The organism is Micromonospora sp. C95, from assembly GCF_018070465.1.
GTDB lineage: Bacteria > Actinomycetota > Actinomycetes > Mycobacteriales > Micromonosporaceae > Micromonospora.
This window is the reverse complement of sequence record NZ_JAGPXT010000006.1, coordinates 162,582-175,821: the sequence shown is the minus strand read 5'-3', so window position 1 is coordinate 175,821 and position 13,240 is coordinate 162,582. Positions and strand designations below refer to the sequence as shown.

Below are 13,240 nucleotides of genomic sequence, written 5' to 3'. Positions count from 1 at the left end.
CTCCACGGCCCGGTCACCCGTTCCGGTGGTCGGTGGGACGGGTTTCGAGGTCGTCTCTGAGGGTGGCCAGCATTCCCACCGCGCTGCTGGCGTAGTCGCCGATCCACCGGTCGTGGATGTGCTTGATCGGTAGCGGGTCGAGATGGTTCCACCGCTCGCGGCCCTTGCGCTGGGCGATGACCAGCCCGGCCGCCTCCAGCACCCGTAGGTGCTGCATCACCGTGCAGCGGTCCAGCTGCGGAAACCGCTCGCAGAGAGCGCCGGTGGTCCGTGGTTGGTTCTTCAGCGCGTCGAGTATCTGTCGGCGGGTCGACGACGCCAGCGCTTTGAAGACCCTGTCTTCGTCGACCGGTTCCGGGCCGGAACGCTTTCCACGACGACTCGACATGTTATAAAGCTATAACATGTCGACGCTGCGAAAGGGGATCGCCATGGACCTGCGATTCAAGATCGCCGGACGGATCAGTCGCCCGGTGCACGAGGTGTTCGAGGCGGTGGTCGATCCCGACCAGCTCTCCAGGTACTTCACCACCGGTGGCGCGAAGGGCCGGCTGGTCACCGGCGCCACCGTCACCTGGGACTTTGCCGACTTCCCCGGAGCCTTCCCGGTGGAGGTGGTCGAGGTGGAGCAGGACCGGCGGATCGTGCTGCGCTGGGAGGCGGCCGACGGCGCCCAGTCCACCACCGACACCCCGGTCACCGGGGCGTCCTACTTCACCACCGTCACCATGGAGTTCGAGTCACTCGGCGACGACCGGACCCTGGTCACCATCGCCGAGCAGGGGTGGCGGCCCACCCCGGAGGGCCAGGAGGCCTCGTACGGCAACTGCCAGGGCTGGACCCAGATGCTCTGCTGCCTGAAGGCGTGGCTGGAACACGGCATCAACCTGCGCGACGGGTTCTTCGCCTGACCGCGCCGCGCCGCCACCGCGACTACCCGGCCGTCGCGTGGTGCTCGGCGACGGCGCGGCCCATCCGGGTCACCGCCTCGGTCAGGATGTCCGGTGCGGTGGCGAAGTTGAGCCGTACGAAGCCGGCGCCGCCGGTGCCGAAGACATGCCCGGAGCTAAGGGCGACCCGCCCGCGGTCGAGGAACAGCTTCGCCGGCCCGGCGACGTCGGTCACCACGCCCGGCTCGTCGCTGACCGGGCCGCTGTCGATGCCGAGTGCGGTGCAGTCCAACCAGGCGAGGTAGGTGCCCTCGGGACGGTGGTAGCGGATGGCCGGGGCGTGCCGTGCCAGCAGCATTCCCAGCAGCTCGCGGTTGCCGTCGAGCCCGACCAGCAGCCGGTCCAGCCATTCACCGCCGTCCCGGAACGCGGCGGTGTGCGCGATGACGCCCAGATGACTCGGTCCGTGGCTGACCTCCTCCGGGATCCGCCGCAGGTCGGCGACCGCCTGCGGGCCCGCCACCACCAGCGCCGACTTCAGCCCGGCCAGGTTCCACGCCTTCGAGGCGGACAGCACGGCCAGGGCGTCCTCGGCACCGGGCACCGTCAGGTACGGCGTGAACCGCGCCCCGGGCAGCACCAGCGGAGCGTGGATCTCGTCGGAGACCACCCGCACCCCGTGCCGGCCGGCGAGGTCGGCGACCCCTTCGAGTTCGTCGCGCCGGTGCACCACACCGGTCGGGTTGTGCGGGTTGCACAGCAGGAACACCGCCCGGCGACCGCCCGCGCGGGCCCGGCGGAACGCCTCGTCCAGCGTCGACAGGTCCATCCGCTGGTCCGCGCCGAGAGGTGCCTCGATCACTCGCCGGTCGGCGTGGCTGACGAAGGCGTAGAACGGCGGGTAGACCGGTGCGCAGACCACGACCGCGTCACCGGGACCGGTGAGCAGCCGGAGCACCTCGACGATGCCGAGCATCACGTCCGGCACCAGGGTCGTGCGGTCGACCGGCAGGTCGGACCAGCCCCACCGGCGGGCCGCGAAGTCGCCGAGCGCCTCGGCGTACGTCGTCCCGCAGGCGTATCCGGTGTCACCGCGCCCGACCGCGTCGTGCAGTGCCTCGGCGACCGGCGCGGCCAGCGGGACGTCCATCTCGGCCACCCACAGGGGCAGCACGTCGTCGGCGTACTGGCGCCACTTGACGCTGGTGCGGCGGCGCAGCTCGGCCAGGGACAGCTGGGCCAGCGGATTCACCGTCACCGCCGAGCAGAGGGCGGGCTGGGCATGCCGGAGCTCCTATCGGAGGGGTCGTCGGAAAGCGCCTAGATCACCGCATCGTACCCAGCGCAGATACACCCACGACGGGTGGACGATTCTCGCCCGCTGCTGTCAGGCTGTCCGGCGATGGACGGTATCGCTGCGCAGCTACCCGCACTACTCGGCGTACTGGTCGGGACGATCGGCACGATCGTGGCCACGTCGCTGGCCGACCGGTCACGCTGGCGACGCAACCAGACGGTGCGCTGGGACGAGCGCCGGCTCGACGCGTACGTCGAGTTCGCCCGGGCGTTGAAGGAGACACACACCATCGCCAGCCGGCTGACCGGCGGCCACCTCGACCGGGACGCGGCGCTCGCCGAGCTGGCGGAGGCCGACTTTCGGCACACCCTGGCCTGGGAGAACGTGCTGCTGCTCGGCGACGCGCCGACGGTGGCGGCGGCGCGGGCGTGGCGGGACAGCGTGTGGCAGGTCGAGCGGCTGGCGCGGGACGGGCAGGCCGACGCCGACCGGCCCACGTTGCTGCACCGGGCCAACGAGGCACGGGACGGCTTCTACCGTGCCGCCCGTGGCGGGCTCGGAGTCGGCGGCGGGTCGGTGGCTCAGGCCGATCTGCTGTTCAGCAGGCTCAACCTGCCAACCACCCCACCCACCGGAACCCTGGCCGAACGGTGACCGCCGGCCGCGGCCGGGGGTTTCGAAAAGGTGCGGCTCAGGTGGGCTTGGCGGTGTCGCTCAGGCGGGGTGGGTGGGTTGGTCGAGGATGGCGCTGAACCGCTGCTCGGCCAGGTCGAGCTGGTCCAGGATGTGTCGCTTGGCCGGCTCGGAGAGGGGAGTGTCGGCACGGGTGACGAGATCGCGGTACACCGGCACCAACGGCCGGTACTTGCGGGCCGACGACTCCACCTTCGGACCGACCGAATGGATCACCCCGACGCCGTTGTCGGTGAAGTCGGAGACCTTGATGACCCGCGCCCACGGTTCCCGTTCGAGACTGGCCGCGACATGCTCCCGATACTGCTCGTACCGGTCCCGTCCGGGATCCCACTGCGGGTTGGTCACCGCCGCGACCAGCCGCGCCACCCGCGCCCCGAACCGCCCGGCCAGCACCCCCAGCGCCGCCTCGGTCTGCTCCTCGACGTTGTCCCCACCGCCGGCCAGCTCGGCGGGATGGTCCTCGACCGCGTCGTGCAGCAGCCCGGCGACGATCACGTCGACGTCGCGTACCTGGTAGTGGTGCAGCATCCGGATCGCCACCCGGAGCAGATGATTGACGTACGGCTCCCGGGACCGCCGATCATCACGATGCAGCCGCGCGGCCAGCTCCAACGCCTCGTCGAGCCGCTGCCGCTCCGCGGCCTCGAACCTCTCGATCTCCAGCCGGAAACGTTCCCGCAGCCCGGCTTCGCCGTGCATCTCGGTGATCGCGTGCATCGGCATCGTGGCCAGGTACGGCGGCAACTCCATCCGTCCCTTATATCGGACCGCCCCCACCATCCGCCGGGCCACCGACGTCCGATCGTTGGCAGTTTCGGTGCTCGACACGCCGACCGCCGAGCACCTTTACTGCCACAGATCGAGACAGGCCGGCCGCTCGGCTCGTAGCAGGTTTGGGTGGGGTGGTGTGGGTTTTCCACAGTGGGGTGGTTGCCCACAGGTGGTGTCGAGCGGAGTGGCGCAGGGACGGGCGGGGGGACACCGTCGGGGGCGTGAACGGGGTGCTTCGGGAACTGGTGGCGCGGGGCGGTGGTCTGGTGACCCGGCCGGCCGTCGAGCAGGTGGTGCCCCGGTGGACTCTCCAGAAGGCGTGCGGGGCTGGCGAGCTGGTGCGGGTGCTACCGGGGTGTTCGTAGCGGCGCAGTTGCTGGCCCACGGCCCGCAGGACGCTCCCGCGCTCAGCCGGCTCGGCCCGTCCACGGCACACCGCGCGGTGGGGGCGTGGGTGCGGGGCCGGGCGGCGTTCAGCCACCTCACCGCGCTCGACCTGTGGGGCCTACGCCGGCAGGCGGACGGTGAACCGCTGCACCTGAGCGTGCCGACCGACAGTGGCCTGCGCGGCCAACCCGCTACGCGAGTGCACCGACGGCGGAACTTCACCCTCGAACCGCCGCACGTGGTGGTACGCCAGGGACGTCCGGTGACCCGCGTCGAGCGGGCACTCGTCGACTCCTGGCCGATGCTGCCTCTCGCTGAACGGCGGTCGCCGATCATCAAGGCCGTCAACGATCGGCTCACCACACCGGTGCGGGTGGCGTCGGTCCTGCGGGACGCGTCGAAGCTGCCCGACCTGTCGACGTTGCGCACCTTACTGACCCGGCTGGCCGATGTCTGCCGCAGCCCGCTGGAGATCTGGGGGCACGAGCACGTCTTCATCGGCCCGGGGATGCCGGCGTTCCAACGGCAGACGCGGGTCGCGATCGGGCGCCGCACCATGTACCTCGACCTCCTCGCCGAGCAGGAACTGGTGAACATCGAACTCGACGGGGCGGCGACCCACGGCGACCCCCGTCAGCGCGAGATCGACCTGCGGCGGGACGCGCTGCTGGCGACCACCGGCATCCTGGTGGTCCGCTTCGCCCACCGCCGCCTGATTCACGAACCCGACAACGTACGCCGGGAAACCCTGGCCATTCTCGCGACCCGCCGTCCTTCGACGGCCCGCCCGGCAGGCGGCGACGGGCTGACCGTCGACACCCGCCGAAGCCTCCGGCGTGACGGGCCATCAGCCCCAGGACCAGCCGTTGCGGGATCAGGGGCCCAGCGGAGGCCAGCCGACCGGAGGTAGAGTTCCCGCTTGGCGGTGGCGTTGCCGCGCCGGTCGATGACGTACCCGGTCAGCCAGATCCATCCGTCGTATGCGTGGCGGTCGCTCACCGAGACGACCCGCAGCGTGAGCGCTCGCCCACCGGCGAACTGCACCAATGCCCGGCTGTCGATCCGGAGCAGGTCGCCGGGTTGCGGGCGTACCGTCACCAGGGGCCCTGGTTCGGTGGTCGGCAGTGCCGCGCGTGCATCGACTGCCAGTCGCGCAGCGTCCGCTTGAGCCGGTTGTTCTCCTGGGCGAGTCTGCGGAGCTGTTGGTGCAGGTCGGCCAGCTCGTCGGCGACCGTGGCCTGGAATTGCACCCGCCCCGACCAGGGGGATGAGCCGAACTCGTTGCCACGCGAGGATCGACCAGACCCGACTACATTCGGATCTCTGACGAGATCGTTAGCGACGTGCGGAGCGGAAAGGTTCAGCCAGGAGAGAAGCTGCCGTCGATCGCCGGTATGGGTGACCGTTTCGACGTCAGCTCATCGACCATCCAGATGGTCTACGTACGACTGGAAGCGCTTCGCGTCATTCGGCGGCAGCAGGGCAAGGGTGTCTTCGTGACCGATCCGAAGACCTGGATGCGGGAGCCCTGACCTGCGCGAAGCCAACCGGTCGGAGAAGCGGTGAGGCCGGGTCCGACTGCTCAGCCAGCGGGCGGATTGGCCTGTTCGTGCGTGGCGTCGTCGTGGGGGCGGGTGGCTAGGTCGAGGGCGGCGTGGATCGGGTCGTCGGCCCAGCGGCTGGCGAACGCGTCGTACAGGCGCCAGCCGGCGCGGGTGAGGGTGCGTTGCCGCTCCACGTGCGCGGCAACGCCGTCCGGGTGCACCGCGCAGCACAATCCGACCGGGCCGTCGTCGCTGACGCACAGGTCTACCCGCCAGCGGCCGACGGGGTAGTCGGGTCGCACGGCCAGTCCTACCCGGGTCAGCTCGACGGCGAGTGCCCGGGTCCAGGGCTCCTGCTGGGCGGCTCCCGTTCTGGTCGTGTCCGGCGGTCCAGCAAAGGTCGTGTCCGGCGGCCCGGCGTGGGTGGCGTCGAGGGGTTGTTCGGCGTACCGGAGGTAGTCGCCGATGATGCCCTCGGGGGCCTGGAGTGACGTGACCACCGTGAGCTGCTTCCTGGCCCGGGTGACCAGGACGTTGAACAGGTTCGGTTCGGCGACGAACCGGTGCCGGGCCGGCGGGTCGTCGTCGACCAGCCCGAGCGTGGCGATCACCACGTCCGCCTCACTGCCCTGGAACGCGTGCACCGTCCCGGTGCGCAGGCCCAACCGTTCGATCTCGTCGACGTCGTACGCCGCCAGCAGCGCCGTCTCCACCGCGTCGGCCTGGGCGCGAAACGGGCTGATCACCGCGACGCCGCCCTGCGGCGGTCGGGCCGCGAGGGCGGCGACCAGGTCGAGTACGGTCGCCACCTCGGCCTGGTTGACGCCGTCGGTGACGGTGGCGTCGGCGACGGTCACCACGTCGATGGCGTCGGCCCGTTCGTTGCCGGGGTGCCGGGTGACCAGTTCCAGCCGGTTGTCGTAGAACCGGCGGGCCGAGAAGCCGATCAGGTGCGGTGCGCAGCGGTGGTGTTCACCGAGCCAGGTGACGGGTGCGGCACCGGCCGCCACATCGAAGGCGCTGGCCCGGCGTACGTCGAGCCGGTCGGTGTAGTGGTCCAGGCCGTGCCGGTGCAGGGTCGCGGTCACGTCGGCGTCCGCGACGAACGACACGAACCGTAGCTGCCGTGGATCGCCGGCGACCAGCGCCCGGCGGGCTCGGGCCAGCACCGGAGCGGCTCGCAGTTGATCGATGTGCGCCGCCTCGTCGAGCACCACCAGGTCGAACATGCCGGCCGCCGGGGGCAGCAGATCCTCGACGTCGGCCACCGTGCCCACCCACAGCGGCAGCGCCCGGACCAGCGCCTCGGCGTCCAGCGTGGCGAGCAGTTCCCGGCGGCGGTTGCGTCCGGCCCGCAGCGCGGTGCCCAGGCCGCCGGCGGCGCGCCGGGCGTCCCCGGTCCACCGTCGCGCGCTGGCGGTCTGGTTGCGCAACGCCGTGCCGACCGCCTCGGCGAGCGCGACGTCCGCCTCGGCCAGCGCCCGCCAGGCGGCGGCCAGGTCGGTACCGCCGGTCGCAAAGAGTCGGGCGGCGGCCCGTACGGCGTGCGCGGCGTCCACCGCCGCCCGCAGCTGCGGTACGGGTACGCCGGGGTCGGCTCCGGTGAGTCGGTGGAGGCGGCGAGTGGCGCGGGACCGGCGCCACCGCGACCACCAGCCGTCGCCGTCCCGGCTCGTGGCGTGCAGGGCGGTGTGGACCGCGGCGAGGTCGGTGGCCGGCTCGAACACCGCCGGGGCGTCGTGGCTCAGCGCGGGCAGCAGCGGTTGCCAGTCGGGCAGGGTGGCGGCGAGGCGCTCCTGCTCCAGCGCGGCGACGATGCCGGCCTGGATCCCGGTGACCCGGTCGCGGGCGGCCGACACGGCGGCGGTGTCGTGGCGCAGCTGAGCGTCGTCCACGCCGACGGTGACGCCTCCGGCGAGTTCGTTGGCGATGCTCCCGCGCCGCTCGGCGTCGCCGAAGAGCACCGGTGGTGGGCCAGGATGCCGGCGCAGCAGTTCGCCCAGCACCTCGGCGGCGTGCGTCGACTGGGTGGCCACCAGCACCGACCCGCCGCGCGCCACGGTGTCCAGCGCGGCGGCGACCAGGGCGTGGCTCTTGCCGTTGCCCGGCGCACCGGAGACCACCACCAAGGGTGCCGCCCTGGTCCGCCGGATCACGTCGCGCTGAGCCTCGTTGAGCGGCAGGGGCGACAGCACCTCATCCTCGTCGCCGGGGTCGTCTGCGGTCGGCTCCGCGTCGCCGTCGGCGCCGAGGTAGAGCCGGCTCAGGGCGGTGTCCGCCAGCCCGGGCCGGCTCGCCCAGCTCAGCAGGGTGTCCCGAAGGCGACCAGCGAACACGTCGCGGGTGACGAAGAGCGCTGCGGCGGCGACCCCGGTGACGTCGTCATCGAGGCTGCGCGGTGGCCCCGAGCTGACGCTGGTCACCTTCACACCCGTAGCCTCGGCCGCCGCGGTGATCCAGGCGGTGGTGCCGGGGGCCGTCAGCCAGCCGGGCCCGGCCAGCCCCGGTGCGTCCTCCAGTCGGGCGGCGAGTTCCCGGTCCTCGATCAGCGGGGTCAGTTCGAGGTCACCGGCCGGCACGACCCGGTAATCGCGCCGGCCGCGGTGCAGGCGTACCGGTTGGGCCAGCAGCGGCAGTCGGATCCGCCGCCGCGCGCCGTCCAGATCGGCTGTGCCGACCAGGAAGGCCAGTCCGAGGCGGAGGATCCGTTCGTCGCGGTGCAGGGCGTCCAGCGCGGCGAGCCGGTCCAGTCGTGCGCCGCGTGGGGCCCGGTGCGGTTCCGGCAGCCAGACCAGCGGCCGACCGGTTCCGGCCACGTCGAGGATCCGCTCGGCACCGGCCGGGGCCAGGTCGGCGAGCGCGGTGAGGATTGTCGCCGCGTGCATCGCCCGCAGATTCTGCCGTACGCCGTCACGGCCGTGCTCCGGTCGGTGGACGCGACCGCGCACCGACGCCCGCGACAGTCGCCGGGTGGTCCGGTGGCCCGGTGGTGCGGTGGTGCGTCGGGCCCCTGCCGGTCGTGCGTCGGGGGCGGGGGTACGGGAGTACTGGTGTGCGCCCTTTGCTCTGCTTCAACCCACGCATCGAATCCAGGTGAATCCGTTGCGTCAGTTGAAGCAGAGCAAAGGGCGCAGGGGGGAAAGTGGTGGGAGCCGTCGACAGTCGACGGCTCCCACCGTGTCGGTGCAGGTGGCGCTAGCTTGCGTAGGTCTCGAACTCGGCGACCCTCGGGGTGCCGGTCGAGCTGGTGATGTCGAAGGTGATCTTGCGGAGGGCGGTCGACCCGAAGCTGATGACGCCCGCGCCGGTGCCGGTGGCGAGGACCGCGCCGGTGTCGTGGTTGAGCACCCGCCAGTTGCGGATGGTGCCGACGGAGCCGGACGCCTCCCGGATGTTGATCTTCGACACCGTGGTGGCCGAGCCCCACTTGATCGAGATCTGGCCGATGGTGCCGTTCGGTGACCAGGCGGTGCTCATGTTTCCGTCGCGCACGTCGCCGTAGCTGGTGCCGCTGGCCTTGCTGGAGCCGTCGGAGCCGGCACCGATGCTGAGGTTGGTGCCGCTGGGCTGGCTCGGCGTCGGCGTCGGGTTGCTGGTCGGTGGCGCGGTGGTGGTGGTCGGCCCGGGCGTCGGGCTGGTCGGCCCGGCGGTCGGGCTCTGCGGCGTGCAGTTGCCGTTGGAGGTACGGATGCCCTTGTTCGCGCCGGCGGTCTGGCTGACGATGCTCGGCACGCAACTGGCCGAGTCGAGGCGGTACGAGTAGGGAATGCTGACGCTGGTGTTGGAGGTCGGGTTGGGGCCGGCCGGGTTGGTGTCGCCGCTACGGCTGGACCACGTCACGTTGTCGAAGATGTTGCCGCTGACCTGCCAGTAGCCGGCCTCGTCGGTGTAGAAGGTGCCCAGCACGTCCTTGGAGTTCTGGAAGTAGTTGTTGTCCACCTTGGCGCGTGCCCCGGCCCGGGAGTTGATGCCGGACTCGTTGAGGCGTACGTAGTGGTTGTTGTAGATGTGGGCGATGCCGCCGCGCAGCAGCGGCGTACGGGAGTCGATGTTCTCGTACAGGTTGTGGTGGAACGTGACGTAGCCGTTGGACCTGTCGCTCTCGCTGGACCCGATCAGGCCACCCCGACCGGAGTTGCGCAGGATGCTGTAGGACAGCGTCACGTACTGGGTGTTGTTCTTCATGTCGAACAATCCGTCGAAGCCCTCCGACTCCCCGCCGGATGCCTCCAGGGTGACGTGGTCGACCCAGACGTTGCGGACATCGGCCTCCATGCCGATGGCGTCGCCGCCGTTGGAGGTGGGCGAGCCGGACTTCTTGACGTTCCGGACGGTCACGTTCTGGATGATGATGTTGCTGGCCTCGCGGATGTGGATGCCGATCTGGTCGAAGACGGCTCCGTTGCCGACGCCGAGGATCGTGACGTTGCTGATCTGCTTGAGTTCGATCACGTCGGCGGCGGTGTTGCAGCTCGAACCCGACACCTTCGTGGTGTTGCCGTGGTTGATGGTTCCCTCGACCTGGATGGTGATCGGGGTGCTGCTGCTGGCCCGGTTGCACAGGGCCGCGTGGATCTGGGTGCCGCTGGTGGCGCGTACGGTCTGCCCGCCCGCGCCGCCGGTGGTGCCACCGTTGCCGGTCGCGAAGCCGGTGGCGCTGCCGACCGCGGCCGACGCCTGGGGCGTCGTCAGGGCCACACAGACCACGGCTCCCGTGGCGGTGGCGGCCAGTCCTGCGAGAAGTCGGAGTGCGACGTGTCGTCTCATCCTCGTCTCACCTTCCTTTGGTGGTGGTGGAGTAGTGGGTTACCGAGGTAGGCGTCCGGCACCGGAGAGTGCGCCGACCACGAGCGGCACCAACCGCGCCGGCAACACCGGTCCGTGCCGCAGCGTCGGCGTCCAGCCGGCGTCGGGACTCAGGTCGGGGTCGTGTGCGTCGTTGTACGCGGCCACCAGGTCCACCGGGCGGGACGGTGCGCCGGCCGACCTGACCCAGTTGCCCCGGGTGGTGATCGCGGTGCCGCCCCAGTCGTGGAGCAGTTCGGCGGCGTCGACGCCGGCGCCGAGGGTGAAGTGGTTGTTCTCCGCGTGCACGGCGGACTGCACGCCGACGCCGATGGCGTACTGGAAGCCGTCACCGCCGAGCTGGTAGGCGTTGTTGTAGACGTCCACCTGGCCGAAGCGGACCCGTGGCAGCCGTTGCAGCCCGCCGTCGAACAGGTTGTGGTGCAGCGTCACGTTGAGCCGCCCCACGTCCGGGCCGATCGTGTTGGACGAGCCGATCAGCATCAGCTTGTCGCGGCCGGAGAAGCGGTTCCAGGAGGCGGTGACCAGGCTGGCGGTGTGGGTGATGTCCACCGCGCCGTCGTGCACCTGGTAGGACCGTCCGAAGTAGACGGGCTGGGCGCTGTCCGGGTTGTCGCCGTCGGTGAACGTGTTGTGGTCGATCCAGACGTTCTCGCTGCGGCGCACCGAGATCTGGTCGTACTGCGAGTTCCAGTTGCCGGCGTCGCCGTCGGTGGGGGACCAGGCGGGGAAGCAGTCCCGGGCGTCGTCGAAGGTGATGTTGCGGACGATCACGTTCGTCGCCCGGTCGATCATCAGGGTGAGGCCGGTCAGCCGCGCCCCGCGCAACCCGATGATCGTGGTGTTCGGGCCGACGTTGATCTGGGTCTGCTGGGTCTGGTTGGTCACCGAGCGCCGCCGGGCCTCCTCCAGCGGCCCGCTCGGCGCCACCCGGCCCCACACCGCCGGGTCGTACGCGGCCAGGTATCCCTCCAGCGAGTACCCGGGATCGGCCAGGTCGGTGCAGTCGAGCAACCGACCGTCGGCGTCCTCGAAGCCGTCGACGCTGCCGCTGACGTACACGATCTTGGAGGTGGCGTTCGTCGCGTTTGTGGCGTTGTCGCCGCCGAGCGCGGCGACCAGCTCGGCGCGGCTGCTCACCACGTGGACCTGCTCGGCCGAGGCGGCGGAGCCTCCGGTGGTGCCGGGACCGGCGGCGGCCCAGCCGTCGCCGGCCGGGAGGGCCTGCCGGCCGAGCTGTCGGGCCGACGGTGAGAGTGGTGTGCGGCTGTCCCGCTCGTGGTGGCTGCCGACCCCCGCGTCGTTCGACGGCTGCGCCAGAGCGGCGGTAGGGAGGGCGGTCAGGGCGACAATTGTCGATGCCGCGGCGGCGGCAAGTCTGCGCATCGGCTCGTTCCGTTTCCTTCGTCGCTGTTTCTTATTAATGACGAAGGTTACGGCCGCGTTTTTACGAGGGTCAATATTAATGATGTGCAGATTTGTTGCAGATAATTCTTTCGAGTAGCATCGTCCCGACGGGTTCTGGTCGGGAAGTTGCTGGTAATCGCGTTGTAGCTGATCCTGTGTGGACCGATGATTTGCAGTTTGTTGCGGCGGCGCCTCCTATTCTTGCCCGATGGGTGGGGTTCGCCAAGGCGCTATCGCCCACGGCACGCCGATTTCCGACGGCAGTTTGCCCTCGTCGACCACCCGACGTAGCACCTCGTTGACGCCGCGCACCCGCAACACCCGCTGCGCGCCGGCACCGACGGCCGCCACCAGGGCGCCGTCGAGCAGCGCCGGCTCGGGTGCCGCCTGCAGGGCGGTCAGCACGGCGGTGAACGGCGCGGTCCGGGCCAGTGGCGCGATCAGCGGCACGTGTGGATCGGCCCGGTGGGCCAGCAGGTTCTCCAGCAGCCCGCGCCGGCCGGGCACCGTACGGGCGGTGGCCTCGCCGGGCAGCAGCAGCCGGTCGGTCGGGTACTCCAGCACCGCCCGCCCGGCGGTACCGGTGACGATCACCTCACCGGCGATGAAGTCCTCGCCGGCGAGGGTCACCGCGGCCACGATCGGCGGACCGTGCCGGGTCCGTACCCGCAGCGCGGCGGTGTCGTCCACCTCGATCGGCCGTACCCGGTACCGCTCCACCTCGATGCTCACCGGCTCCACCGGCCCGTCGCCGAGCGCCTCGGCGACCGCCAGGCACTGCATCACCGCGTGGGCGAGCGGATTGGCCAGCGCGCCGTCGAGCACCGGCCGCCCGTCCAGCAGCCGGCGCCCGGCCCAGGGCGCGCGGGCGTAGTAGGCGTCCGGGCGTTGCCAGGCCGCCACCGTGGCGATGCCGTCCACCGCGCCCACCCGGCCGGCCGACACCGCGTCCGTAAACGCGCTCAGCGCCGCCGAGCCGAGCGCCTGGAACCCGACCTGCACGACCCGGCCGGTGGTGGCCAGCGCCCCGGACAGGTCCTCGTGCTCGGCGGTGGACAGCACCGGCGGCTTCTCCAGCAGCACGTCCGCACCGGCGGTCACCGCGTCCCGGGCGATCCGCAGGTGGGTGTGTGGTGGGGTGCAGATGACCACCACGTCCGGCGTGACGTCGGCGAGCATCGCCCGATGATCGGTGAACACCGGCACGCCGGTCGGCACCGGTGCCGCCGGTTCGCACTCGATCGGCCGGGTGTCGACCAGGGCGACCAACCGGACCCGGCCGGCGTCGTGCAGCGGGCCGATCATCCGGCGGTGCCAGCGCCCGTGCCCGTTCGCCCCGACCAGCGCCACCCGGGGTGCCGGCGTGGCGGGCGACAAGTGCTGCGCCGTCGGGCGAGCCGGCCCCGCTTCGGCACCGGCCGGTCCGACGCGGGTCGACCCCG

General features: G+C 71.3%; 13 protein-coding genes. 5 read left to right on the top strand and 8 right to left on the bottom strand.

The window, feature by feature from the left end; genetic code table 11:
• Positions 1-13: 13 nt before the first annotated feature.
• Complete coding sequence (locus tag KBX00_RS10055; RefSeq protein ID WP_210825548.1) at positions 14-388, bottom strand: helix-turn-helix transcriptional regulator; 375 nt, start codon at positions 386-388, stop codon at positions 14-16.
• A 16-nt stretch (positions 389-404) separates the two neighbouring features.
• On the opposite strand from KBX00_RS10055, the gene KBX00_RS10050 reads away from it, so the two are divergent.
• A complete protein-coding gene (locus KBX00_RS10050) occupies positions 405-911 on the top strand; it encodes an SRPBCC family protein (RefSeq protein ID WP_301547656.1) in 507 nt (168 codons plus the stop codon).
• A 22-nt stretch (positions 912-933) separates the two neighbouring features.
• Here the strand turns inward: KBX00_RS10050 and KBX00_RS10045 are convergent, their stop codons facing one another.
• Positions 934-2,148, bottom strand: a complete 1,215-nt coding sequence (locus KBX00_RS10045; RefSeq protein WP_210825546.1) for a MalY/PatB family protein — start codon at positions 2,146-2,148, stop codon at positions 934-936.
• Between the two features lie 144 nt (positions 2,149-2,292).
• Here KBX00_RS10045 and KBX00_RS10040 point away from each other — a divergent pair, with 144 nt between their 5' ends.
• Positions 2,293-2,841 carry a hypothetical protein gene (locus tag KBX00_RS10040; protein ID WP_210825545.1) on the top strand — a complete coding sequence of 183 codons (549 nt, stop codon included), beginning with the start codon at positions 2,293-2,295 and terminating at the stop codon, positions 2,839-2,841.
• Positions 2,842-2,901: 60 nt separating this feature from the next.
• Here KBX00_RS10040 and KBX00_RS10035 read toward each other — a convergent pair whose 3' ends face one another.
• Positions 2,902-3,633, bottom strand: coding sequence for an HD domain-containing protein (locus KBX00_RS10035; protein ID WP_210825544.1), 732 nt, complete (start codon positions 3,631-3,633; stop codon positions 2,902-2,904).
• Between the two features lie 242 nt (positions 3,634-3,875).
• Between KBX00_RS10035 and KBX00_RS29200 the strand changes: the two genes are divergently transcribed.
• Together KBX00_RS29200 and KBX00_RS29640 are read left to right on the top strand one after the other, a co-directional pair.
• A complete protein-coding gene (locus KBX00_RS29200) occupies positions 3,876-4,019 on the top strand; it encodes a hypothetical protein (RefSeq protein ID WP_301547655.1) in 144 nt (47 codons plus the stop codon).
• A complete protein-coding gene (locus KBX00_RS29640) occupies positions 4,010-4,951 on the top strand; it encodes a DUF559 domain-containing protein (RefSeq protein WP_307868371.1) in 942 nt (313 codons plus the stop codon). The genes KBX00_RS29200 and KBX00_RS29640 overlap by 10 nt, the downstream gene beginning before the upstream one ends.
• A gap of 184 nt (positions 4,952-5,135) precedes the next feature.
• Here KBX00_RS29640 and KBX00_RS29190 read toward each other — a convergent pair whose 3' ends face one another.
• Positions 5,136-5,291, bottom strand: coding sequence for a hypothetical protein (locus KBX00_RS29190; RefSeq protein ID WP_301547654.1), 156 nt, complete (start codon positions 5,289-5,291; stop codon positions 5,136-5,138).
• A gap of 63 nt (positions 5,292-5,354) precedes the next feature.
• On the opposite strand from KBX00_RS29190, the gene KBX00_RS10020 reads away from it, so the two are divergent.
• Positions 5,355-5,573, top strand: a complete 219-nt coding sequence (locus KBX00_RS10020; protein WP_210825729.1) for a winged helix-turn-helix domain-containing protein — start codon at positions 5,355-5,357, stop codon at positions 5,571-5,573.
• Positions 5,574-5,623: 50 nt separating this feature from the next.
• Here KBX00_RS10020 and KBX00_RS10015 read toward each other — a convergent pair whose 3' ends face one another.
• From KBX00_RS10015 to KBX00_RS10000, 4 genes are all read right to left on the bottom strand, one after another.
• On the bottom strand, positions 5,624-8,470 hold the full coding sequence (locus tag KBX00_RS10015) for an AAA domain-containing protein (protein ID WP_210825543.1): 2,847 nt from the start codon (positions 8,468-8,470) through the stop codon (positions 5,624-5,626).
• Positions 8,471-8,780: 310 nt separating this feature from the next.
• Positions 8,781-10,352 carry a polysaccharide lyase family 1 protein gene (locus tag KBX00_RS10010; protein WP_210825542.1) on the bottom strand — a complete coding sequence of 524 codons (1,572 nt, stop codon included), beginning with the start codon at positions 10,350-10,352 and terminating at the stop codon, positions 8,781-8,783.
• 39 nt (positions 10,353-10,391) lie between these two features.
• Complete coding sequence (locus KBX00_RS10005; RefSeq protein ID WP_210825541.1) at positions 10,392-11,777, bottom strand: polysaccharide lyase family 1 protein; 1,386 nt, start codon at positions 11,775-11,777, stop codon at positions 10,392-10,394.
• 216 nt (positions 11,778-11,993) lie between these two features.
• Positions 11,994-13,175, bottom strand: coding sequence for a Gfo/Idh/MocA family protein (locus KBX00_RS10000; RefSeq protein ID WP_210825540.1), 1,182 nt, complete (start codon positions 13,173-13,175; stop codon positions 11,994-11,996).
• Positions 13,176-13,240: the final 65 nt, after the last annotated feature.